The sequence below is a fragment of the Bacteroides mediterraneensis genome (assembly GCF_025993685.1).
Lineage (GTDB): Bacteria > Bacteroidota > Bacteroidia > Bacteroidales > Bacteroidaceae > Phocaeicola > Phocaeicola mediterraneensis_A.
This window is the reverse complement of the sequence record NZ_DAJPEN010000001.1, coordinates 3,327,514-3,351,329: the sequence shown is the minus strand read 5'-3', so window position 1 is coordinate 3,351,329 and position 23,816 is coordinate 3,327,514. Positions and strand designations below refer to the sequence as shown.

Below are 23,816 nucleotides of genomic sequence, written 5' to 3'. Positions count from 1 at the left end.
AAAGTTACGAAAAAAGGCGGATTTATGCAACTTCTTATAGATTTAATTATTTGATTATCAATATTATATATACTACCTTGCAGCCATTCTAAAGCGTTCTTCGACAGTTACTTTTACAGGTGTGAGCCCCCTCATCAGCATGTAGAAGTCATCCCATTGAAACCTGCGGACGCTGCCATCACCGTTTTTCAGCACCTCACGGAAACGCCCTTGGGACAGTCTTTTAGTGTACATCAAAAAACCGTCGCCGTCCCATTTTAATGCCTTCATGGTCTTACGGTCCTGTGAGAAAAACACATATACATTCCCCGAAGCCGGAGAATGTCCTTTCCACGACCATATCATTTGTGTCAGACCACGGATGCCATAACGCATGGATACAGGATGCTGACAGACCCACAGATGCAGACATGAATCAAGGCTCCACATGAGTGACCTCCTTTCCCATTTTACGGATAAACTTCGCAATAACAGACAAGTCCGTATCTTCCGGAAAGCTTACTTCCACATTGCCATCTACCCTGACAGTAATCACATTGCAGCTTTCTGCAGGAAGAAAACCGGCTTCCTCAAATATCACATCCTCAAAAGGTATTTCCTTATACCGGGAACTTCGACATGTATGGGGACTTGTATATCCGGGCAAATCCGAAACACGGAGTCTGTTGCGCCACAGAAAGTCCTTCATCTGTTTCCTTGTTATTCCAAAACCTTTATAATAATCAATAAAGCGTCCCGGTTGTCTGCCATCGGCACAGAGGGACTTAAATTCTTCGTAAGCCTGAGAACAACGAAACTTCAGACAACTTCCTCTTGTATATCCGGGAACATCATTCAAGCTTGTGTATTCTTCCTTCAATATCAGATACATCCTGTAATAATTGACACCATGCCCGCGGCAATATTCACGAAAGGAGCATGATTGTTTGCCAGATGAACATAATTCTTTAAAAGCAGAAAAAATCTGCCTGTAGTATTCTATTTTTACCATATCTAAAATTTTATGGCAAAGTTAGAATTACTACAGGCAGACTACAAGACGCTATCGCGGACGGTTGTACGACTGAAATGTCCTTGCGTTTTTTTGAGGGTGTCGGAATGGTTTTCTACAATTGTTTTTAGACAAAAAAACTGCCCCATCTGGAGGGATGAGGCAGTCTGAGTCTGGTGAATTTTTATCAATGCGTAATTACACCTCCGTCACTGGTCGGATTCTGTGTCAGGGTGCTTCCGCTCGGATAAGAGTTGATGGCTGTCTGTGGAATGTAATAGGTCACCCGATAATCCGTGGCAGGTACGTCACTTATCGGATGAGGTCCCGGATACTGTCGGGTCAGTGTGCCTCCGTTACGGAACACATCATAGCTGCGTTCGGCCTGGTAAGCCAGTTCCAGCTGGCGTTCTTTGTCAACCAGTTGGGCTGCGTTGGCTGCGAATGTAGTGGCATCGTAAGCGGCTTGGTCATTGATGGCTCGTGTACGTATGGTGTTGATATCGGCTCTTGCTTTTTCAAGCTGTCCCAGTTTTACATAGGCCTCTGCACGGTTCAGGTACATTTCATCCAGGCGGGAGATAATGGGTGAATGTAGCTGTGATTCCAGGTTATCTTCCCGAGAACACTTGGTAATGTAGAACATCGGATAGCCATTGTTGAGTGACATCTGATAATCAATGACACCGACGTAGCTTGCACCCCCGTAGTTGATGGTGTAGTACTGTTCGTCAGCCGTTCTGCCTGTCGTATAAGGAGTGATGGCATATTTGTCTTTCGGATTGCCGTTCTCGTCTACTGTATAACATTCCGTATAGGTGTCGTTCACCGGAAGCTGTACATAAGCATATCCGGTACCCGTTGCATTCGGAGTGATGAAACGCAATACCTCGGTATAGTTTCCGTTGTCGTCTGTGGCGTATTGAGGTTCAATGAATTTGGCTCTTGCATCCACGATTCCGTCATCTCCTTTTCTCCAGTCGTTACGTTTGGTTTCGTTCAACAGGTCAAGGTATTTGGCGCTGGCATACATTTCGCCCCATCCCATACCTCCAAGGTTGGAGTACATACCTCCAATGGTGTAGTAGTATTCATCGCCAGGGAAGTCGGCTGCCAGACGTTTGATGACGAAAATATCTTCCGGATAGTTTTCGGGGGCTGTCCGCGGTGATTTCATATAGTCTTCACGCGATACCAGATGGAAGTTGGGAGATTGGATTACCAAATCGGCATAGTAGCGTGCGGAGTCCGCATATTCCGTGTTGGGATTTTCATAAGTGCCGCTCATATAGAGATATACACGTGACAACATGGCCTGGGCCGCTTCTTTGGAAGCAAAATCCGCATTTTGGAACGAGGTGGTAATCAGCTGTTCCGCTGTACGCAAATCGTTGATGGCCTGCTGGTAGGTTTCTTTAACCGTAGAACGGTCGGGTAAAGACAGGTTGCTGATTGTTGCTTCATCCGGTGTTCCATTGACGATAGGTACTCCCAGGTTCTTGTCGGGTGCCTGGTAGTAGGGGCGTCCGAAGGCCCGGCACAGGTAGAAATACATCATCCCTCGCACGTAGTAACATTCTCCCAGCTTGCTCCTGATAGCTGAGTCGTCTGTCTGTCCGGCCATTTTGATGATATTGGAAGCCTGTGCAATGGCTTTGTATCCATAGTCCCAGAAATTCTGCAGACGATAGTTGTCGGGGGTACGTGAATAAGTGATGAATTCATAAAATGCGTCGGTTGAGGCGCCACGGATCATCATGTTGTCGCCGGCATATTCACCAAGACGGTGCATAGGGTCTGACCAGGTTTTCAGCTGTGCGTACATACCGTTCAACATGTTGTCGAAAAGTATCTCCTGGTTTTCTGCTACCTGCTCTGTCGCCATATAATTATTAGGGAATCTATCTATGTCACAAGATGTGAGTATTCCTCCTGTGATACCGAGGGATAAAAGTAGGGTTGAAGTTATCTTTTTCATAAATGTGTGCTGATTAAAAAGTTAAGTTAATACCAAACATGAATTTACGTGTAGACGGATAAAGGTTGGCTCCGGCAGTACCGATGGCTTTGTAGGTACCGGTAGTTTCATCATAGTAGGCCGGCACTTCAGGGTCGATGCCGGAGAACTTGGTCACCGTAAATACATTCTCAGCCGTGAAATAGATACGCATGTTTTGGATATAATATTTCGACAGGTCTAAATTGTAGCCGATAGACAATGAACGTAGTTTCAGGTAATCTCCATCTTCCAAGTAACGGGTAGAGGCTTTGTTTGAGTTACTGTTGTTTCCGTAAGAGGCAAGTGGGTGAGTGGCGATATCACCTTCTTTCTCCCAACGTGACCAGCCGTCAATCAACTTCATCTGGTTACGGTCTGTATAGGCACCGTCTGAATCGTATTCCTGACGGGAATAGTTGTAGATTTTGCCTCCTAAAGAGTAACCGAATGAAGCGTTCAAGTCAATGTTTTTCCAGGTAAGAGTGGTATTGAATCCGCCAAACAATTTAGGTGACGTAGCTTCTGTCATGACTTGCTGGGCTTCAGAATAGTTGCTGGTCGTTTCTCCGCTTCCGTCGTTCTTGTACCACAGAGGGGAACCGTTTTTCGGGTCGACTCCGGCCCATTCACGCAGATAGTAACGGTCGGTGCTGTAACCTACCTTCAACACTTTTTCTGCTGCTCCGGCAATGCTGGTATCATTACCGCCACCACCGATAATCATCATGTCCGGATCGTCGCCATACAGTTTCTCCAGTTTGTTTTTGTTGTAACCCATATTCAGGTCAATGCTCCATAACCAGTCTTTTGTACGGATAATGTCGCCTCCAATGGTGATTTCTATACCGGAGTTACGCATTTCTCCTACATTCTGCCAACGGCTGGTGATTCCGGTCAGTCCGGAAACCGGAACCTGGTACAAGATGTTGGAAGTATATTTGTTGTAGTAGTCGAATACGAAACGCAGGCGGTTGTCGAAGAAATTGGCATCTACACCGATTCCTGCGGTATAAGTCTGTTCCCATGTCAGGTCCTTGTTTCCCACCTGACTGATCAGGATGGCCGGAATGCCGTTGTAGTTGGAAGAAACGGAATACAAGCCATATTGCGGATATTTGGAATAAGGAATGTTACCTACCGAACCGTATGAGGCACGGAGTTTCAATACGTCTACCCAGTCGGCCTTGAACCATTTCTCACGGTTGATGTTCCATCCGGCACTGATGGAGAAGAAGTTACCGTATTTTTTGTCGTCACCGAAGTTGGAAGCGCCGTCTCGTCGGATGGAGGCTTCCGCAAGGTAACGGTTGTCGTAAGCATAGTTTACTTTTGCAAACACAGACTGTTTGGCCCATTCGGTAAGATTTCCTCCGACTTCTTCCGGGGTGGCAGTTGCATCCAGTACCTCAAATCCGGAAACGATACCGGTCCCTTTGGCATTGATGACTTTGGCCGATGTATCCATGAATTCGTAGGCTAGCAAGGCTTGTACGGAATGTTTTCCGAACATCTTGTTGAAAGTCAGGTATTGGTTGGTGTAGCGTTGGATGTTATTGGTCTGTTCTTCTTCCACACGTCCCTGCACACCGGAGGCGCTGTCTGTACGCGGGTCTGTATAAGTAGACTGGAAGTATCCGGTCCAGCGGTAGTTATTGACCGAGGTGAAAGTCAGCCAATCGGTGATTTTGATATCAAAGTCGAAATTGCCGGAGAACTCGTATGTTTTCTGTGTGGTATGGTTTCCATAAGAAAGGGCATTCAGGTAATTCAGGTCAGAGCTGTCCACCCATCCGCTGTAACGGTCGGGAACCAGATTGCCATCTTCATCGTATGGGCTATCCCAAGGGAACATGGTATATTTGGCGGTGTAATCATACTGGGCATCGTTGGTATTCTTCATCGAACCTGAAATGTTCGGTTTGATGGTCAGCCAGGAGAAGGGCTTGTAGTTGGAACGGTAGCGGAAGCTGTACCGGTCGTACTTGTATCCTTTTACGGTTCCTTCTTCGCTATAATATCCCAAGGAGAAATAGGAACTCATTTTTTCATTTCCTCCGGATAAGGAAAGATTATAGTCTTGTGTAAATCCAGCTTGTGAGGCCAAGTCTCCCCAGTCGAAGTTGGCGTTTCTCAAATCGGGATTCCAGCGTGAGAATTTGATGTCTTCCTGATTGGGGAAGGATGCATAATAATCGTAGAGTTCTGCTCCATTCATCATTTCCATCTTTCCGTTGGTCATGGTACTGACACCCAGTTTGACGGAGGCATTGATTTTCATCTTTTCGCTCTTTCCCATTTTGGTGGTCACGATGATGACACCGTTTGCACCTTGTGAACCGTAGATGGCAGTAGAGGCCGCATCCTTCAATATGGTCATGTTCTCAATATCCGAGGGGTTCAGTACGCCGGGGTCTTCACCTACGATGACTCCATCGATTACCCATAGCGGAGAGGTACTTCCACTCAGTGTGGCACGTCCACGAATCTGTACGGCTCCGTTGGAACCCGGCTGTCCTGAGCCCGGCGCTACATATACTCCGGAGACTTTACCGTTCAGCATGTTTTCCACAGTCGGTGTGGTGATATCTTTCAGTCTGTTTTCTTTCAGTGTAGACATGGCGCCAGTCAGACTTTCCTTTTTCTGTACGCCATAACCTACTACTACCACTTCATCCAAAGTTTCGGTATCTTCTTGCAGCTTGATGGTTTGTTCACCGGCTGTGGCTTTTATTTCTACTGTCTGGTATCCGATGAAAGAGATTTGAAGAAGGGAACCTACGGGAGCATTGATTTCATATTTTCCATCGATGTCTGTGATGGTTCCGTTGGTAGTCCCTTTTACCAGAATGTTCACTCCGATTACAGGATCACCTGTTTTGGCGTCAATGACTTGTCCTTTTAGTTTTTGGTTTTGTTGTTGGACAACCAGATTAGTACTGGTCTCTGAAGAAGTAGCAAAAGCAGGCAGAGAGGTGCCGATTAAGGCACTTGCCAGTAGGAAGCAGCTACTTTTTGAAAAACATGATTTAGAACTCATAGTGAATTTTGTGTTGATGTTAGTTTAATTTATATGTTTAAGTACGCCGCAAAAGTAATATATTCTTGTAATATAAAATCATTTTGAAGTAATTTTATTTTATATACTGACATAATGGTTTAAAAATTATTATATTTGATGCTTTTAGATAAAATATTTTGCGGTTTTGAATTGGGTGACGGGAAGAAATGTGAAAAATGGATTAAAAGAAAAAGGCCACCTCAAACAGATTTGAGATGACCCTTATAAAAACGATAATATGTTTATCGGATTAGAATCCCAATCCAGCTACGTGGCTGAACAAGTCGTACACTCCGCTGCAAAGTCCCAGAATGATGACTCCGATGAGGCAGATGAACAATCCTGTACCTGCCAGGGCCGGTGTACGGAAAGTAGCAATCGGCGTATCGTTGGGAGTGATGTACATGGCTTTCACAATCAGCAGGTAGTAGTAGAGAGAAATGATGGTGTTTACCAATGCCAGGAATACTACCAGCCAGTGGCCGCTGTGGAAGGCAGAGGCAAATACGAAGAATTTGGAGAAGAATCCGGCAAACGGTGGGATTCCGGCCAAAGAGAACAAGGCCAGCGTCATGAGGAAGCTCAGGCGCGGGTTGGTCTTGTAGAGTCCGTTGTACGCACTGCGGTCCACTTTTCCTCCGGTATGTTGTTCAATGACACTGATTACACCGAAAACAGCGAGGTTGGCGGCGATGTACACCACGAGGTAGTACACCAGTGAGGCCATTCCCTGTTCGTTTCCTCCCAGTACGGCCAACATGATGTAGCCGGCCTGTGAGATACTACTGTAGGCCATGAATCGTTTCAGGTCTTCCTGCAGGATGGCGAAGATATTGGCAATGGTAATGGTCAGCACGATGACGATGCTCAGCAGCAGGCTCCAGTCGGCTACCATCTGTCCGAACACTTTCACCAGGATGCTCATCAGGGCGAAGGCAGCTGCACCTTTAGAGATGACAGACAAGTAGGCTGATACGTTGGTCGGGGCTCCCTGGTAAGTATCGGGGGTCCACATGTGGAACGGAACCAAGCTCAGCTTGAATCCCAGTCCGGCAAAGAAGAACACCATGGCCATAATCTGGAGCGGTGTGCCGGTCAGTGCGGCCGTTACATCGGCAAAATAAGTGGTTCCGGTAGTACCGTACACCATAGAGATACCGTACAGCATCAGGGCAGAAGAGAACATGGAGTTCAGGATGAACTTCGCTCCGGCTTCGGCACTGTGATGACGGAACTTGTCGAAAGCCACCAGACAGGCCATCGGGATGCTGGCCAGTTCCAGTCCCACGTAGAACAGGATAAAGCTTCCGGCACTCACCATGAAATACATTCCCAGCAGTGTACTCAAGGTCAGCATGTAGAACTCACCGGCTTTGTGGCGGGTATCTTCGCGTGACAGCCATTCGCCCGACTGCAGGAATACGAGCAGGGTACCGGCGGTCAGGATGGTTTTTACGACAGATGCCATTTGAGTGGCATGATACATTCCTCCGAATGCTTCACCGCTGGTCGGAACGATGTTCAGGGCCAGTTGCACCACCATGAATACGCAAGCCATATACTGGAGCGGCTTGTGGCTGGGCGTCTTCATAATCAAGTCGGCCAGCAGCAGGAGGAGGATAATGGCGACCAGGCTGATTTCAGCCTGCATAGTAAATAATTCGCTCATATAATTTCTTTTTATTTATTCGGGTTATCGGATAAGTTGGCTGATAATAGGTTCTACGCTTCCACTGATGACGTTGCTCACCCAGTAAGGAGCAAGTCCCAGTCCGGCTACGGCCACAATCAGGCAGATTACAGCCAGACGTTCGTCCCAAGTGGCATCGGTCAGTTTCAGGTGTTCCGGGTTATGGCAGGTGCCATACAGGATTTTTCCGACCACGCGCAGGATATATACTGCCGTAATCACAATACTCATCGTAGCGATGACGGTGCAGGTGCGGTGGAACAGGTCCGGATTCTGGAAAGAACCGACAAAGACGGTCATTTCGGCAATGAATCCGCTCAGGCCCGGCAGACCCAAGTTGGCCAGACCGGCAATGACATAGCCGACAGACAGGAACGGCATGATTTTCATCAGTCCGCTCAGCTGACGGATGTCACGGGTGTGCGTGCGTCCGTAAATCATACCGATGAGGGCGAAGAACAGGGCGGTCATCAATCCGTGGCTCAGCATCTGCAGGATGGCACCCGTCGCACTGACGCGGGTCATCATCAGCAAGGCAAACAACACCAGTCCGCAGTGGCTTACGGAAGAGTAGGCGTTGATGTATTTCAAGTCGGTCTGTACCACGGCACTGAAGGCACCGTATACGACAGAGATGGTTGTCAGCACCAGGAAGAAGTCACCCCAGATGGCAGCTCCGGTCGGCATCAGGTACATGGCGATACGGAAGCATCCGTAACCTCCCAGTTTCATCAGTACGCCGGCGTGCAGCATACTTACGGCCGTCGGGGCAGAAGCATGACCGTCGGGACTCCATGTATGGAAGGGGAAGAGGGCACCCAATACGCCGAATCCCAGGAAGACCATCGGGAAGAAGATGCGTTGCATTTCGGTCGGTATCTGGTGTTTCACGATTTCCAGAATGTTCATGGTTTCTGCGCCGGCTCCGTAGTAGATGCCCAGGATACCAATCAACAGGAAGGCGGAACCACCCATCAGCATCAGGGTCAGTTTCATGGCGGCATATTCCTTGCGGCCGCTTCCCCATACGCCAATCAGCAGGTACATCGGAATCAAGGCTACTTCATAGAACATGAACATGGTGAACAGGTCGGTAGAGATGAAGAAACCGAATACACCGGTGCTCAGCAGGGTGAACCACAAGAAGTATTCCTTGGTGAGCGGCTTCAGTTTCCAAGAGGCAAATGTACCGGTAAATACGATGATGGAACTCAGCAGCAGCATGACCACTGAGATACCGTCTACTCCCACCGAGTAGCAGATGTGAAGCGGGGCATACCACGTGATGCTGTCCGTGAAAAGCATCTCAGCCGTGGCTCCGGCATGGCGCTGTCCGATATAAGACACCGTGAGGTAGGCGGCAAGCACCAGCAGGATGGACGAGCCGGCTACCATCACTCCTCTGACCTGATTGACGTTGCGGGCAATCCACAGTCCCAGCAGCATCAGCAGAGGTATCAATACGAAAAGACTTAATATATTCATACGTTATAGATTCTTCTTTGTTAGTTCAGCAGCAAGATGATTGTCAGTACAATAATACCTGCCAGGAAATAATGAGTGTACGTCTGGATTTTACCGTTCTGTATCGGCTGTACGGTTTCTCCAGCGGCGTTGGTGCTCCATGCCATGAAATTCATGAACTGGTCGATGACGTGGCGGTCGAACCATGCCAGCGGAGTGGATACGCAGCGGAAGATGATTTTCTTGGTAACGAACAACCAGATCTCATCCATGTAGAAGCGCTTGTAGGCTGCACGGTGCAGGGTACTGAAGCGCTGTGCCAGCATCTCGGCTACAGGCTGTTTTTCGCGGGCATACATCCAAGTGGCCAGGGCGATGGCGATGACGGCAATGACGATGCTTGTGCCGGCTACTCCCCAGTCGAGGTGAATGTCGTAGGCATGTCCATTGGAAGAAACGAAGTGTCCGAAAGGAATAAATCCGGCTACGAGGGTAACCAGTGCCAGGAACATCAGCGGGAAGGTCATGGTCAGCGGACTTTCATGCGGTACATGATGTGCGTGCAGTTCCTTGTTTTCCTTGCCCCAGAAGATGCAGTAGTACAGACGGAACATGTAGAAAGCGGTCATTCCGGCGATAATCGTCATAATCCATCCGATGACCGGACTGTACTGGAAGCAGGCTGTCAGAATCTCGTCTTTGGAGAAGAATCCGGAGAAAGGAGGAATACCGGCAATGGCCAGACAGGCAATCAGGAAGGTGATGTGGGTAATCGGCATGTATTTGTGCAAGCCGCCCATGGTCTCCATCTCGTTGCTGTGTACGGCATGGATGATGCATCCGGCGCCCAGGAAAAGCAGGGCTTTGAACATGGCGTGAGTGAACAGGTGGAACATGCCGGCCATGTAACCCAGACCGCCTTCGTGCGGGTCGGCTGCGGTGCAGACACCCAGTGCCACCATCATGAAACCAATCTGTGAGATGGTAGAGAAGGCAAGTACACGCTTGATATCACTCTGTGCGCAGGCTACGCTGGCTGCATAGAAGGCAGTGAAAGCACCTACCCAGGCCACGATGTGCAGGGTGTGAGGTGCATAACCGATGAACAGCGGGAACATGCGGGCTACCAGGTAAACACCGGCTACCACCATGGTGGCGGCATGAATCAAGGCAGATACCGGAGTCGGACCTTCCATGGCGTCCGGCAACCAGATGTGCAACGGGAACATGGCACTCTTACCGGCGCCACCCACGAACATCAGTCCCAGTGCAAGGGGAAGTACCATTCCGGCCTGCATCAGACGTTCCGTGCCCGGAGTGAAGGTAAAGGTCTGCATGTAATATCCGTAAATCAGGATACCGATTAGGAAGCCCAGGTCGGCAAAACGGGTTACGATGAATGCTTTCTTGCTGGCAGCAATGGCTTCCGGCTTGGTGTAGTAGAAACCGATGAGCAGGTAAGAAGACACACCCACCAGTTCCCAGAACACATACATCTGGAAGATATTGGTTGCAACGACCAGTCCCAGCATGGAGAAAGTAAACAATGACAGGAAGGCGTAATACCGCTGGAAACCGACCTCTCCTTTCATGTAACCGAAAGAATAGATGTGTACCATCAGGGAAACGGTGGAGATGACCACCAGCATCATGACGGAAATCGGGTCCAGCAGGATACCCATGTCAATATGAAGAGACGAAGTGAACGGCAGCCATTCAATGTTCCACGGAGTCAGCGTAGGGTAGAGGCCTTCCGCAGTACGTGGAGCCGTGAAATAGCTGAATGCCGTCAGATAGCTCAGTACGGCTACCACTCCCAGTGAAAGTGTGCCGATGGCGCCCGCTACACGATGAGGCATTTTCATGCCGGCCAGTGCCAGAAGCAGGAAGCTCAGCATCGGGAGGGCAAGTATCAGAATTGTATAATCCATAAGCAATTTAATAATGTATAAGAAAGTTATCCTTTCAAATCGGTTATATCATCGGTAAGCACCTGTTTCAGGTTGCGATACACATTAATAATGATGGCAATGGCCACGGCGGTTTCGGCTGCGGCGATGGCTATTCCGAACAGGCTGAAAAAATGCCCCTCCAGTTGTCCGGGGAAAAGATAACGGTTGAATACCGCGAAATTGATGTTGGTGGCATTGAGCATCAATTCTACTGAAATCAGCAGTGCCAGCAGGTTCTTGCGGGTGAAGAAACCATAGATGCCGCAGAAAAGCATGACGGTGCTGATGACAAGGTAGTGAACTACATGAATTTCTATTTCCATAATCTTACTGTATTATTTTTCTTTGCGTGCAATCAATATCGCACCAATCATACAAGCTAATAACAATACGCTGACGGCCTCAAACGGCAGGACGAACTGGTACTTGTCGGTACCAATCAACGCGTGTCCAATCTGGTCGACCGGAAGTTCCACTCCCTGTGGAATCAGGTTCAGGGCAAATCCGTTGGTCATCACTAGGAAGAGCACCAGTGCAGCTCCCACTACGGTGGTAATCAGTACGCTGATAAGCTTGGCCCGGTTTTGCTTGTATTTCATATTCTTGTCCGACTGGGTCAGCAAGATAGAGAACACATACAATACCACGATACCTCCGGCATACACCATCAGCTGGACTGCGCTCAGGAAGGTGTAGCCCAGGATTCCGTAGATGGCGCCTGTGCCGAAGAGCACGAACAGCAGGTAAGTGGCTGCACGCAGCAGTCTTCCTGTAGTGACAGCCAGAATGGAGCTGACGATGATACAGGCACCTACGATATAAAATACGATTTCTTGAAGTGATATATTCATATCCGTTTCGTTTTATTTATTTCTTGTTCAGTGTCATTACGAGTTTTTCTTTCTGGAACACCGCATTCTCGAAGTCGTTCGTGAACCGGATGGCATCGTGAGGGCAGGCATTGACGCACAGCATGCAGAACATGCACGAACCCAGGTTATACTCATATTTCACCAGTACTTTTTTCTTTTTGCCGTCTTCAGTCTCCCGCATTTCCGTAGTCAGGCGGATGGTTCCGTTCGGACAGTTCATCTGGCACAGGCCGCAGGCAATGCAACGGTTGTTTCCGTTCTCATCGACCGGCATTTCGAGCATGGCTCTGTGACGTTCCGGAATATGGAGAGTCGTGTGGCGGTTCTCCGGATACTGTTCGGTCACTTTCTTCTGGCAGAACACTTTCATGGAGGTACGCATACCTACCAGCAGGCTCTTTACTCCACCGACATATCCTTTTAAATATTCTTTCAATTCATTCATATCCAAAAATTTTTAATCAAAATGTCAGGCCGCATACTTTGCATACGGTCATCAGTAACAAAACCACCAGTGAAAGCGGCATCAGGTATTTCCATTCCAGTGTCAGCACCTGGTCAATACGCAGGCGTGGGAAAGTCCAGCGAATCCACATCAGCAAGAAGACGATGAGGAAGGTCTTGCCCATGAACCAGACAAAGCCGGGGATGTAGTCCATCACCAGGTTCAGGCCGTCGAGTCCGGCAATGTGCAACGGCATCCAACCGCCCAGGAAGAGGGTGGTGGCGATACCGGCCGTGATGAACAGGTTCAGGTATTCGGCCAGATAGAAGAATCCGAAGTGCATGCCGGAATATTCCGTATGGTATCCGGCGGTCAGCTCCTGTTCCGCTTCGGCCAGGTCGAACGGGCCACGGTTGGCTTCTGCATTACCGGCAATCAGATAGATGATGAACGCCATGATGGCTGGGATATGTCCTTTGAAAATGTTCCATCCGTTGGCCTGTCCTTCTACGATGGTCTGGATGTCCATGGCTCCGCTCATAACTACCATGGTCAATACGCTGAGGCCGATGGAAAGTTCGTAACTGATAATCATGGCACCACTTCGTACGGCACCAATCAGCGTATATTTGCTGTTACTACTCCATCCGGCCAGCAGGATACCCAGTACGCCGATGGAAGAAGCCGCCAGCACGAAGAAGATACCGATGTTCATGTGCAGGATTTCCCCTCCCTTGTTCCATGGCAGGCAGGAGAAGGTAAGGATAGAGGCCAGAATGACCAGAAACGGAGCCAGGTTGTACAGGAAATGGTCGGAGTTCTTCAGACTGATGATTTCCTTGGTCAGGATTTTCAATACGTCGGCCGGAACCTGTAGCAATCCGCCTTTTCCTCCTACACGGTTCGGACCGATACGGCACTGGAAAGCCGCACAGACTTTACGCTCCATATAGATAAGGATGATGGCCAGTACGGCGTACATGACAAGGATGAACACGCCGACCACGAGGCCTTCAAGGGTAAGTGCCAGCCACTCGGGCATCAGACTGCACAGAAAGGCATGAATCTGCATGAGCAGCGGGCTGAAATTATAATAATCTAAAAACATATTTCTTTTAATTTTTCAGTTTTACTGTGATGATTGTCCACTTGTTTCATCGGGAGATTATCGGTCAATGTCGGGAATGACAAAGTCGAGTGTACCTCCAATGGCGATTAAGTCCGCAATCTTTGTTCCGCGGCAGATTGTGTCCATGGCATGGACCAGTGGAAGTCCCGTGGAACGATAGTGCAGACGGTAAGGCACCTTGTCTCCATGGCTCTCGAGCACCACGTCGAACTCTCCACGGCTGGTTTCTACTGAGGAAGTGAACACGCCTTCCGGCAACTTGATGATAGGTTTGGTCTTCGCCCGGAATTCGCCTTCTGGAATGTTGTCAATCAGCTGTTCGATGATGTGGCAAGATTCCATGATTTCGTCCATACGTACCATGTAACGGGCAAAGGAATCTCCTTCTGTATAAGTGATTTCTTTGAAGTCTACCTTGTCATACAGGGCATAAGGATGATGCTTGCGCACGTCGTTGGCCCATCCGGAAGCACGTCCGGTACCTCCTGTACAGCCCAGTGAGATGGCATCTTCCTTTGACAGGATTCCCACGCCTTTCAGACGGGTGTCGGCGATGACGTTGGAAGTGAAGATGTCGTGATAGTCCTGGATGACACTGTGCAGGTGCTTGATGAATTCCTTCACTTTCTGCTGGAAAGTGGGATGAATATCAGCCTGTACGCCACCAATCATGTTATAGTTCTGAATCAGACGTCCTCCGGTGGTTTCTTCAAAGATATCCAGAATCATTTCACGTTCACGGAAGCCATAGAAGAATGGGGTCAGTCCACCCATATCCATCACCAAGCAAGAATAGAACAGCAGGTGTGAGTCGATACGTTGCAGTTCGTCCATGATGGTACGGATGTACAAGGCACGCTCCGGAATTTCGATTCCTGCTGCTTTTTCGATACACATGCACAAAGCGTGACGGTTCTGATGAGCGCTCAGGTAATCCAGGCGGTCGGTCAGTGCCAGTGTCTGCGGATAAGTCAGGCTTTCGTTCATCTTTTCGATACCTCGGTGGATATAGCCCAGAATCGGGTCAATCTTGCGTATGTTTTCACCGTCGAGTGAGGTACGCATACGCAATACACCGTGCGTAGAAGGGTGCTGAGGACCGATGTTCACTACGAAGTCATCTTCTCCAAATACTACATTTTTGCGTCCTTCGAGTGTACCGTCCGGGTGGAGGAAGTATTCGTCGGTAAGGTCGGCGTTCTCTTCGTTGTCCATCTGCAACGGATTGGAGTTCATGTCATAATCCTTGCGCATCGGATAACCTTTCCAGTCTTCACGCAGGAAGATGCGGCGCATATCCGGATGGTTCAGGAAGACGATACCGAAAAAGTCGTACACTTCACGTTCTTTGATGAGTGCCGTTTTCCACAAATCACTCACAGTAGGTAAAAATGCTTTTTCCCGGTCGGCTGCTACAGATTTGAGGATGATTCTGGCTCCTGTGCGGGTAGACTCCAAAAGATAGAGTGCTCCAAGCCCTTCTTCTCCCCAGTCCATTCCTACGATGTCACGTAAGAAATCCATGGGCTCCTCTTTGTCGTCATGCAAGGCTTTGGCTGTGGCATGCAGCTTGTCTGCCGGTATTTTGACCACTGTTTCACCAGCCTGGCTGATTTCTGCTTCAGGAGTAATGCGTTTTATTTTTTCAATTTCCATTTGCATTTTCTTTTTTACTTGGTTGATTCCTCTTTTTCTTTGCGGTTTACGCCTCCTAAGAAACGTTCCACTTTGATTTTACGCTGGAGTTGCATCATTCCGTAGAAGAAGGCTTCCGGCCGTGGAGGACACCCTGGAATATATACGTCTACCGGGATGATTTTGTCAATTCCGTTTACTACGTGATAAGATTTGATGAACGGACCACCGGAAATGGTACATCCGCCTACAGCCACCACGTATTTCGGTTCGGCCATCTGGTCGTACAGACGTTTTAATACCGGAGCCATCTTGTAGGTGATGGTTCCCAATACCATGATCATGTCTGCCTGACGGGGAGAGTTACGGGTTACCTCAAATCCGAAGCGGGCCATGTCATAGCGGGCTGCTCCCAAGGCCATGAACTCTATGGCGCAACAGCTGGTTCCGAAGGTAAGGCTCCACAGAGAATTGCTTCTACCCCAGTTGATAAGTTCGTCTACTGTACCTAAAATGATACCTGCCCCGTCCATGTTCAGACGGCGCACCATCTCTTCCAAATAATCATTGTTCTTGAAGTCTTCGTACTTCATAGAACGGATGGAGGTTGCTTTCTTTACTTCCATTCAAGCGCTCCTTTCCGCCAGGCGTATGCCAGGCCCAAAATTAAGACAACCAAGAAGAATCCTACACTGACCAGTGCATATATTCCTACCTGACTTGCCACCACTGCCCATGGGAAAAGAAATACCGTTTCAATGTCGAACATCAGGAACAGGATGGCGAACAGGTAGTAACCGGCTCTGAACTGTACCCATGATTGTCCGCGAGTAGGGATACCACATTCGTAGGGCTCTCCCTTCTGGGGATTGAATGACCTTGGAGCAAGTAGCTTCGCAATGGCCATAGCTGCAGCGACAAGGACGACGGCTGTCAGAATAACTACAATAATAAATGTAAAAAACATATATCTAAGAATTTTTGATGATACATAAATAGGGGTGACTGTCCCTGATACGTCAAACCTCTGTTTGTTCAAATGGTGTATCTGGAACAGTGAAGAATCTTAGATAGTATTAAATCAGGATTTTTTCGAGCGTATATAAATAGTAGATCCTATTTAAATGTGTATAAGGATGTTTGGAATGTTTCTGATAAGATGTGTATAAGTAGAGAGGAGGTCTGTGCCCCAGATTTTCTCTGGTACAGCAAGCTGTCAGAAAGAATTTCCCGTCAAACTCCTTTTGCGCTTGAACGCACAGGAATTTATGTGGAATATGTGCTTTCCCGTTGGAAATCAGATGGTCTACTGCTTTTGAAGTAGGATAGTCCGGATGTGAATGGATGCAGTTTGCAGTCTGTTCTTTTACTGCACTTTCTTCTTGTATGAAGTTTGGATAGAGGGTATAAAGGTCAGCTCCTATGAATAATGTCATAAGAGTGATTATTGATAGAAAAGCAAAAATCTTCCACTTATTCATTCCGCAAACCTTAATACCTTCAAAAAACGCTGCAAAGGTAGGCAATTATTTTGATTTCATAGTCTGTAATTACATTAAATTTTCTTGTCAATTCGATTGCCTGAGATTAGAATGGATATCCTATGGCAAAATGAATTCCCATTCCATCCTTGAATCTGGGAATGTTGTAATAGCCGCTTTTGCCTGTATCATAGGGCACGTGAAGGGCGATTCCGAAATCCAAGCGAAGAATCAGGAAAGAAAGGTCATAGCGTAGGCCGACTCCTGTTCCCAGTGCGATGCTGTCGAAGAAATTGTTCAGGCTGAATTCTGCTTCCGGGCGTGCTTCATCTTTCCGCATAAGCCATACGTTACCGGCATCCAGAAAAGTGGCACCGTTCAGGTTGCCTCCCATGAAATTCGATAGAATACGGAAACGGTATTCCAGATTGGCCTCCAGTTTGATATCACCGGTCTCATCCACATAGGAATAACTGGCAGTGTTCGTGGGGTGGAACCTTCCGGGACCAATGGATCGGACCGTGAAGGCACGGATACTGTTGGCTCCTCCTACATAAAACTGCTCGCTGTAGGGTGCAATTGTTTTGTTTCCGTATGCCCAGATGACTCCTCCCATGAGGCGTGCGGCTACTTGCTGCTTTTCACTGATATGGTGCAGGAACCTGACTTCTGAAGAGTATTTCAGGAATTGTGCGAACGGGGTTCCCAACAGTTTCTTTTCTTTGGTGCTGAACTTTTGACCGAATGCCGCATAAATCATGGATGTGACATTTCCCGCCGAGGTTAATGAGTTTTCCCACCACACTTGGCTCTTCTTTTTCCGGTAGCTGTTGTCGTAGGTCACGGTATAAGTCAACGACGGAATAAACTGGTCATCCAAGCTGTGGAACAGCATCGGGTTAGCGTTTGCAATGGAATCGAAACGGGCTGTGCGGTTCTGTAAAGTGTTGAAAGCCAGATGTAGCGGTGTGACCGTATGCTTGATGCTGCGTTTGGGTTGGAAACTGTAGGACACGGTTCCTCCGAATGATAACATCTTGAAATAACGTGCACGGTTCAATTGCTCGGCGTAAATTTTGAAATTAGTCTCCGACGGGAAGCGGAACGGGTCTACCCGGTTTCGTATCCACGGAAGAATCAGTCGGGGAAAGTTCAGTGACAGCGCCGCTCCTAATTCGTATGAATTCATTACGGAACTTTCACCGTCCACCGTAGAACTGGTCTGCCATTCGTAAGATCCTGACAATTCCAGGTTCAATGACGCTCCCATTCTTTTGAAATTCTTTTTTGAAAGATTGAACTTTGCTCCGGGCCCTGTCTGTTTCGTACTTTTGGTGGTGACATTCAGTTCCAGTTCACTGTCGTAAGGCAGGTCGAACATGGCATTGACATCAATGTCCAGCGTATCTGTCCCCCGGCGGGGAGTATATTTGAAGTCATTGAACTTGAATACCCCCAGTCGTGACAAAGCCTGTTGTGTATAGTCCTGACGTATTTGCGAGTACGTTTCTCCGCTACGGTAGAGGAAACGCCGGCGAAGCACTCCATACCGTATGCCTGGTCTTTTTCCGGCATAGCGGATGGTGAAGTTGTGGAAATTCAATGAATCTTCCGGCAATTCGCCGTTATGTCCGATCAGGTTAATTTTCGTGTTTCCGATGTAGTATGTTTGCAGTCCTTCTTCCGGTATATTCTGTTTTTGTACGATTTTTAAGTTCACATATCCCGGACGGATTAAGGTATCTGCCAAAAAAGAGATAAAGTCGGAGCGGTAATAGTAATATCCGTTGTTGCGGAACAATTCCACCAGGCGGTTCCTTTCCTCATTCAGCTTGTTGACCGAGAAATCATCCTCTTTTTTGAGCAATCGTTCTTCATAGAATTTCTGAATCAATGTGTCGGCTTTTCCTGAGAACCCAACATAACTTATGGAATCCAGTTTATAACGTTGTCCCGTATAAATGGTATACAGTAGTTTTGCCTTCTTGGGATTTTTGGCCGTATCTACTTTTACCGTTACGTTTCCTTGGAAGAAACCGTTTTCACGCAGCAAATTGCTGGCAATCTTGGTACGGGTTTCCGGATTGACCGTCGATACATAAATAGGGTCGGCTGCCAGTTTCTTGAAAATCCATTTTCCGATACCTTTCTCGTAACGTTCAAAACGGTTGTACACCCACAATCCAAGAGGGAAAGGGATACGAAGATTGGGGCTACCGAAAAATGAGTTGTTCGGTGCTACGTTCAAAGCCCCTTGCACCTCTTCCAGAGTGGCTTCTCCTTCATCTTCCGGGTTGTATCCGACAATCTGGGGAGAAGGGGTGCCGATGTAAAGCAACTCATCTTCAGGGAGATGTTTGGTCGTAGAGCATGCCGCCATCATTACAAGCAGCAGAAGCCCTGTCAGGAAACGGCTATTTATCTTTATTTTCATCTTCATTCTCATCTTCCTCTTTTTTTACAGCTTCAACGGGTGTTTTTTCTTTTTTTCTGAAAATAAACAATTCACCTACCTTGCTTACTTTCTTGCGCAATACGATACCTACACCAGTTTCGGTGACTTCTCCGTCGAGGATACTTTCATAGTTCTTGTCGTGGAAAAGTTTTACATATCGTGTTCCACTATTGTCCAGACGGTATTCCAATGAAATATTGTCGATGAAAGACTCATCCTGCTGTACGTTGTTTCCGGTGGAAACCTTTCCGCCGATGACCACCCGGATACGGTTGTTCCAGAACCGTTTGGCGAATTGGAAGTTATAATCTGTGCTCGATTGTCCGGTTTCTTCGCCATTGTTGGTTTCGATGCCGAAGTTCACGTCGATGGTCTTGAGGGCACTTCCGGCCACTTTCGAAATCTGGTCTTGCAGGAACGAATTCATTACGCTGCTTCCGCCGCCGCCACCTAATGTGCCCCCTTCCGTCAGGTACATTCCTGTTACCAGCATGGTTACAGCCACTTTGTTCTTCTCTTCTGCCGACATGGAAGCCAGTTCGTTCTGCATGGTTCCGTCTTCCGGTGCATCAATGATGAAGGTAAATCCCAAATCTTCCAATGTGTTGGTGATATTTACCCCCACGTCAAAGTTGACCATGCGGGAGGCCTGGCCTTCTTGTGCTACGGACGAACGTACTCTTTCAGTAGCTTTGATGTTCAGTTGCGGATTCATGGCATTCCCACTCCATTGTATGTAGCTTCCGCTTTGTATGTGGAATGTCTTCAGCTGAATGATAGGCAGCTGGTACTTCATCTCTCCGCTCAGAAGAGAGTATTTCCCGTTTAGAATGATGCTTCCAGCAGGAGTGTATTGGAAAGACAAGTCTCCCCCTCCTTCAAAATACATATAATTGCTTCCTTTCTCATCCAGATAGACCCGGCATTGCACGGCTTCATCGATGTGGAGAGTCATCAGCATGTCGATTCCACCCAATGTCAAGGCTGGTAATATTCTCCGGCTGACAGAGGTCGTATCACTAAAATTCATGAATGTGACCGTTTCTCCCAGCTTGTCTTCCACGGTAAGAGGAGAATCCTGTAATATATAGGTAAAGTCACTGCTTCCTAATATATTCATGTTGCCACGTATGGTCATGTTGTCCGGAGTACCTTTGAGGGTAGAGTGGAAGTCTACGTATAATTTCCCGAATACAAGCGAACGTTTGGTCTGTTTGGCATTCAGCAGCTCAAAATTGTTGGCATCCATTTTCAGGTCCATTTTCATTTGACTGAGGTCTGCCATGTCTACACTTCCGTCAATGGTAAACGGCGTTTTCCCTTTGGTGAAGATTTTGAACCGGTTGAATGTCAGTTTGCTGTCTTTCACTTCCACCGGTCTGTCATCAAAACGAAGATTCAAGGAAGCTTGCGGAATGTAGATATTTACGCTGTCCAAGTTGATTTGTCCGTTCATCAAAGGACTGGCACTGCTACCTGAAACCTTCATGGTTCCGTCTACGTCTCCACTTAAAATAGCCATCTGGTCGGGAATAAAGGAATTGGCAATCTCCAGAGGAAAATGGTGTAGAGCCATTTCCGCGCTGAGACGGTCATCCCCTTCTTCTTTTGCCGGGAAATAGGAACCATCTATGCTGGCAATCTCCTGATTGTTCCGGGTGATGAACCCGTTGATACTTTGTTCTCCACTTTGTTTGGGCAGGTATACTGCACTTAATGTCCAGTCTCCTAATGCGATGCCGTTGTATGCCAGTTGGTCCACACTATTTTCCAGTGAAATCATGTCCGTGCCGTCTTTCTGTACATAATGTGCTTCGGCATTGATGATTCCGCTGATATCCGGCATGTAAGGGATTACCCGTTTGAACTCTCCGATATTAATCTGGCTCAATGTAAGGGTTAGATCCTGTTGTGCTGTAGAATCAGGAGTAGAATAAAGGCTGATGCCCGTATGCATTTCATCGTGGATGGAAAGGTCGGCCAAAATACGCCCGTCGTCTCTCAGATAGATGTAGTTGTCAGAATTTACCGTAAATTTCCGGTACACCAATGTCGGGTCAAACGGGTTGATATGCAGGCTGATGCCTTTTTTCTGCAAGCCGGCTGTCATGCCAATGTTGACTCCACATTCTTTTTTCCCGTTCAGATATTCTATGGTGGCGTTTATTTTGTCGGCTTCTACATCTCCGTTGAGCGTGATGTCGAATGCTTCCTGAAAAGGCTTGTCGTTCGCAATGATGCCACTACTTAACAAAATCTTTTCAGGTTGCTGTGAGGCATTGAAATAAATTGTATCAAACGCCAGACTGTCCGTCCTTAACCCATAAAGATTCATGGCCGCATTCAGTCCCTCCTCGGGAGAAGTCTGTACGTTTACGTTCATGCGGTCAAAATTGATTTTCCGGATGGCCAGCATATTGGAAATAGGGTTATCTTTTCCTGCTAAAATACGCAGTTGGGCGTTAGGAAGTAACTCTTTTAAGGCCGTTTGGTCGATATGCCTTTTTTTCCATTGCATATCCAATGCCTGAGTCAATCGGGTAAACTGGTTGCCCAGTTCGTCAATTCCTCCTTTGCTACGGAACAGGAAGGTCAGGTCGCCTGCATTGACAAAGCTATGAATGGAATCACGTGCCGTAGTAAATCCCATGTGAAGATCTTTTGTCTTGTAGGTCTGTTTTTCCGTGATTAATCGGATATCTTTGACAGAAACCTGTATTCCATGTCTTTTCTTCATATTGGTATTCAAATGAAGATCAATGTTGCTTGAAGTCTTAAAAGGAGTTTTGACTATCCCCATTCCATACCAGTCTAAATTGGCTATCTGAATCAGTCCGTCTGCCTTGACACGTGACGGATGTAATGATGCGTCCAGTTGAGAGGATATTTGCATGACATTGTCTTTTATGTTCAGTGTCATGTTTGCCTGTGAGTTTTTTAATCCAGCTTGGAGTTGTACGCCTGAAAGCGTGTGTGAGGCATATTGCAGATGAGAAAGTGCGGCATCTACCTTTAACCACGTACGAGGAGAGAAGAAGTCGAACCCTTTTCCTTTTACGTGTGCCTGGGCAGACAGTTCGAACAAAGAGTCCATCGGCATGAAATTATGCAGATTCAGTTGGTCTATATTCAAATCCGCCTGATAGGCTTCTGTCAGAAGGTTATACTTCCCGTCCAGTTCCACATAGCCTTCCTTGTGGTTCAATCGGGTTTCTGCCTGCAGGTCATTTCCTTTCATTTGCGCCTTACCTTGAAGTTGTGTCCCCGAAGGAATCAGCATACCTCCCGTCAGGCTTTCCAGAAAATTCATCCGGTAGAAATTCGTATTCAGGTTGATGACACCCTCTCTGGATATGCTGTCAAGTACATGTTTGATTGTACCGTTAGCTTCCATCCGGAAACAATCTGCAATTTTCATCTGACACGTTGCCAGCTTTAAATCCTGTAGGGTTCCGTTTATGTCCATACGGATTTGCAATGGGGCAGACGGGAACGATTGGATAAATTCCTTCGGCATGTCGGGAATAAGTTTGAACAAATCAGTTTTCCCGATTTCGGCCATTAACTGTCCTTCTAGTACTCCGTCTTGATTCTGTTCGGTCACAGACCAGTCGGCAGTGGCGTTGAAGGTTATGAAAGAATTGGGGGTTTTGATTTGCAGTCCGGGCACACGGATTGCTTTGTCGTCTGCCTGTAACTTTCCTTCCGAAGAGGTGATTTCCAGTCCGGAGCGCTCTTTTAATTCAAATTGATGTAGGAGTGCACGGATATTGTTGCCCTGATAATAGAGGGAATCCAGTTGCAGATTCACTTCAGAAAGCATAATGTGCGAAGGGTCTAAACCCTTTTCCAGTGGGGCTGAATTTCCGGAATTATAAAATACCCGACCGTTCAAAAGTTTGAGCTCGTTGGCCGAATAAGCTTCTTTATGCAGGTCTACCAGTCCGTCACGCAGGGAAGCGTTTTTTACCACAATCCCAAAATTCATCGTGTCGAGTGGCATATCCATCTGGAAGCCGACATTGTGCAAGTCTATTTTTTCCAGCTTGAATTTCCAGAAAATTGGTGCGCTCCGGGTGGTATCTTGTGCCGTGGTATCGGCCAGACACATCTTTAAATCTGCATTTTTCAATGTCAGCTCATTAAGAACGGCTGTTTCCGGTGTCAGGTCTACTCCGTGTGATTTCAGGAAAAATTCGCCCAGTTTTCCTTTCAGTGATATCCCTTCAATCAGGTTGGATGTATTTACAGACGCATTTTTCAGTCCCACTCCATCCACTTCTATCTGTTTCTTCAGCAGAGGAAGCAGTTGGATTTTTACGGTGAGTTCTTCTACGTCCAGCAGGGTATCTTTTTGGTCTTTCACGGTAGTTTCATGTACGACCAGGTCCAGTGGAAACGACAGAGAAATGCGTTGTATATGAATCTGCATGCCCGTAGCTTGCGATGCATACGCTGTAGCCTTGTCCACAATGAAATTTTGGACAGGGGGTATGTAAATCAATATGCATAGTAGGATGAAAAGGATGAATGGGCTTGCCAACACGATTCCTCCCCATTTTATATACTTTTTCATACGCTGTTGAGCAATTAGATATTGCGAATATACAAAAAAGAACCAAATAATGATACTTTTTGTTTATGA

General features: G+C 47.4%; 17 protein-coding genes. All 17 read right to left on the bottom strand.

Annotated elements, in window-relative coordinates; translation table 11 throughout:
* Positions 1 to 72: 72 nt before the first annotated feature.
* The 17 genes from tnpB to OIM59_RS14275 all read right to left on the bottom strand — a co-directional run bounded on the left by tnpB (position 73) and on the right by OIM59_RS14275 (position 23,747).
* Positions 73 to 429, bottom strand: a complete 357-nt coding sequence (gene tnpB, locus OIM59_RS14355; protein WP_303897395.1) for an IS66 family insertion sequence element accessory protein TnpB — start codon at positions 427 to 429, stop codon at positions 73 to 75.
* Complete coding sequence (locus OIM59_RS14350) at positions 416 to 991, bottom strand: hypothetical protein (protein WP_303894447.1); 576 nt, start codon at positions 989 to 991, stop codon at positions 416 to 418. The genes tnpB and OIM59_RS14350 overlap by 14 nt, the downstream gene beginning before the upstream one ends.
* A gap of 187 nt (positions 992 to 1,178) precedes the next feature.
* The gene (locus tag OIM59_RS14345; RefSeq protein ID WP_299173460.1) at positions 1,179 to 2,969 is read right to left on the bottom strand and encodes a RagB/SusD family nutrient uptake outer membrane protein; all 1,791 of its coding nucleotides are present in this window, start codon (positions 2,967 to 2,969) and stop codon (positions 1,179 to 1,181) included.
* 13 nt (positions 2,970 to 2,982) lie between these two features.
* On the bottom strand, positions 2,983 to 6,027 hold the full coding sequence (locus OIM59_RS14340) for a TonB-dependent receptor (RefSeq protein WP_303897392.1): 3,045 nt from the start codon (positions 6,025 to 6,027) through the stop codon (positions 2,983 to 2,985).
* A 271-nt stretch (positions 6,028 to 6,298) separates the two neighbouring features.
* On the bottom strand, positions 6,299 to 7,717 hold the full coding sequence (locus tag OIM59_RS14335; RefSeq protein ID WP_303897390.1) for an NADH-quinone oxidoreductase subunit N: 1,419 nt from the start codon (positions 7,715 to 7,717) through the stop codon (positions 6,299 to 6,301).
* A 24-nt stretch (positions 7,718 to 7,741) separates the two neighbouring features.
* Positions 7,742 to 9,223, bottom strand: a complete 1,482-nt coding sequence (locus OIM59_RS14330; protein ID WP_299173455.1) for a NuoM family protein — start codon at positions 9,221 to 9,223, stop codon at positions 7,742 to 7,744.
* Between the two features lie 20 nt (positions 9,224 to 9,243).
* Positions 9,244 to 11,133 carry an NADH-quinone oxidoreductase subunit L gene (gene nuoL / locus OIM59_RS14325; protein ID WP_299173453.1) on the bottom strand — a complete coding sequence of 630 codons (1,890 nt, stop codon included), beginning with the start codon at positions 11,131 to 11,133 and terminating at the stop codon, positions 9,244 to 9,246.
* A gap of 26 nt (positions 11,134 to 11,159) precedes the next feature.
* Complete coding sequence (nuoK, locus tag OIM59_RS14320; RefSeq protein ID WP_007557857.1) at positions 11,160 to 11,477, bottom strand: NADH-quinone oxidoreductase subunit NuoK; 318 nt, start codon at positions 11,475 to 11,477, stop codon at positions 11,160 to 11,162.
* 12 nt (positions 11,478 to 11,489) lie between these two features.
* Entirely contained in the window at positions 11,490 to 12,005 is a 516-nt protein-coding gene (locus tag OIM59_RS14315; protein ID WP_303897385.1) for an NADH-quinone oxidoreductase subunit J, read from the bottom strand.
* 16 nt (positions 12,006 to 12,021) lie between these two features.
* Positions 12,022 to 12,471, bottom strand: coding sequence for an NADH-quinone oxidoreductase subunit I (locus tag OIM59_RS14310; RefSeq protein ID WP_072543526.1), 450 nt, complete (start codon positions 12,469 to 12,471; stop codon positions 12,022 to 12,024).
* A 16-nt stretch (positions 12,472 to 12,487) separates the two neighbouring features.
* Positions 12,488 to 13,579 (bottom strand): NADH-quinone oxidoreductase subunit NuoH, encoded by a 1,092-nt coding sequence (nuoH, locus tag OIM59_RS14305; RefSeq protein ID WP_204480530.1) that lies wholly within the window; start codon positions 13,577 to 13,579, stop codon positions 12,488 to 12,490.
* Between the two features lie 57 nt (positions 13,580 to 13,636).
* Positions 13,637 to 15,256, bottom strand: coding sequence for an NADH-quinone oxidoreductase subunit C (locus tag OIM59_RS14300; RefSeq protein WP_303897379.1), 1,620 nt, complete (start codon positions 15,254 to 15,256; stop codon positions 13,637 to 13,639).
* Between the two features lie 14 nt (positions 15,257 to 15,270).
* Complete coding sequence (locus OIM59_RS14295) at positions 15,271 to 15,861, bottom strand: NADH-quinone oxidoreductase subunit B (protein WP_072543523.1); 591 nt, start codon at positions 15,859 to 15,861, stop codon at positions 15,271 to 15,273.
* A complete protein-coding gene (locus OIM59_RS14290; RefSeq protein ID WP_303897377.1) occupies positions 15,852 to 16,202 on the bottom strand; it encodes an NADH-quinone oxidoreductase subunit A in 351 nt (116 codons plus the stop codon). Before OIM59_RS14290 ends, OIM59_RS14295 begins: the two co-directional genes overlap by 10 nt.
* 109 nt (positions 16,203 to 16,311) lie before the next feature.
* On the bottom strand, positions 16,312 to 16,716 hold the full coding sequence (locus OIM59_RS14285) for a hypothetical protein (protein ID WP_299173435.1): 405 nt from the start codon (positions 16,714 to 16,716) through the stop codon (positions 16,312 to 16,314).
* Between the two features lie 106 nt (positions 16,717 to 16,822).
* Positions 16,823 to 19,156 carry a BamA/TamA family outer membrane protein gene (locus OIM59_RS14280; RefSeq protein WP_299173462.1) on the bottom strand — a complete coding sequence of 778 codons (2,334 nt, stop codon included), beginning with the start codon at positions 19,154 to 19,156 and terminating at the stop codon, positions 16,823 to 16,825.
* Complete coding sequence (locus tag OIM59_RS14275; protein WP_303897372.1) at positions 19,131 to 23,747, bottom strand: translocation/assembly module TamB domain-containing protein; 4,617 nt, start codon at positions 23,745 to 23,747, stop codon at positions 19,131 to 19,133. Before OIM59_RS14275 ends, OIM59_RS14280 begins: the two co-directional genes overlap by 26 nt.
* Positions 23,748 to 23,816: the final 69 nt, after the last annotated feature.

Excerpts from the sequence above, each read along its gene's own strand:
- tnpB (WP_303897395.1), bottom strand. The coding sequence starts at position 429 with ATGTGGAGCCTTGATTCATGTCTGCATCTGTGGGTCTGTCAGCATCCT.
- OIM59_RS14350 (WP_303894447.1), bottom strand. The coding sequence starts at position 991 with ATGGTAAAAATAGAATACTACAGGCAGATTTTTTCTGCTTTTAAAGAA.
- OIM59_RS14345 (WP_299173460.1), bottom strand. The coding sequence starts at position 2,969 with ATGAAAAAGATAACTTCAACCCTACTTTTATCCCTCGGTATCACAGGA.
- OIM59_RS14340 (WP_303897392.1), bottom strand. The coding sequence starts at position 6,027 with ATGAGTTCTAAATCATGTTTTTCAAAAAGTAGCTGCTTCCTACTGGCA.
- OIM59_RS14335 (WP_303897390.1), bottom strand. The coding sequence starts at position 7,717 with ATGAGCGAATTATTTACTATGCAGGCTGAAATCAGCCTGGTCGCCATT.
- OIM59_RS14330 (WP_299173455.1), bottom strand. The coding sequence starts at position 9,223 with ATGAATATATTAAGTCTTTTCGTATTGATACCTCTGCTGATGCTGCTG.
- nuoL (WP_299173453.1), bottom strand. The coding sequence starts at position 11,133 with ATGGATTATACAATTCTGATACTTGCCCTCCCGATGCTGAGCTTCCTG.
- nuoK (WP_007557857.1), bottom strand. The coding sequence starts at position 11,477 with ATGGAAATAGAAATTCATGTAGTTCACTACCTTGTCATCAGCACCGTC.
- OIM59_RS14315 (WP_303897385.1), bottom strand. The coding sequence starts at position 12,005 with ATGAATATATCACTTCAAGAAATCGTATTTTATATCGTAGGTGCCTGT.
- OIM59_RS14310 (WP_072543526.1), bottom strand. The coding sequence starts at position 12,471 with ATGAATGAATTGAAAGAATATTTAAAAGGATATGTCGGTGGAGTAAAG.
- nuoH (WP_204480530.1), bottom strand. The coding sequence starts at position 13,579 with ATGTTTTTAGATTATTATAATTTCAGCCCGCTGCTCATGCAGATTCAT.
- OIM59_RS14300 (WP_303897379.1), bottom strand. The coding sequence starts at position 15,256 with ATGGAAATTGAAAAAATAAAACGCATTACTCCTGAAGCAGAAATCAGC.
- OIM59_RS14295 (WP_072543523.1), bottom strand. The coding sequence starts at position 15,861 with ATGGAAGTAAAGAAAGCAACCTCCATCCGTTCTATGAAGTACGAAGAC.
- OIM59_RS14290 (WP_303897377.1), bottom strand. The coding sequence starts at position 16,202 with ATGTTTTTTACATTTATTATTGTAGTTATTCTGACAGCCGTCGTCCTT.
- OIM59_RS14285 (WP_299173435.1), bottom strand. The coding sequence starts at position 16,716 with ATGAATAAGTGGAAGATTTTTGCTTTTCTATCAATAATCACTCTTATG.
- OIM59_RS14280 (WP_299173462.1), bottom strand. The coding sequence starts at position 19,156 with ATGAAGATGAAAATAAAGATAAATAGCCGTTTCCTGACAGGGCTTCTG.
- OIM59_RS14275 (WP_303897372.1), bottom strand. The coding sequence starts at position 23,747 with ATGAAAAAGTATATAAAATGGGGAGGAATCGTGTTGGCAAGCCCATTC.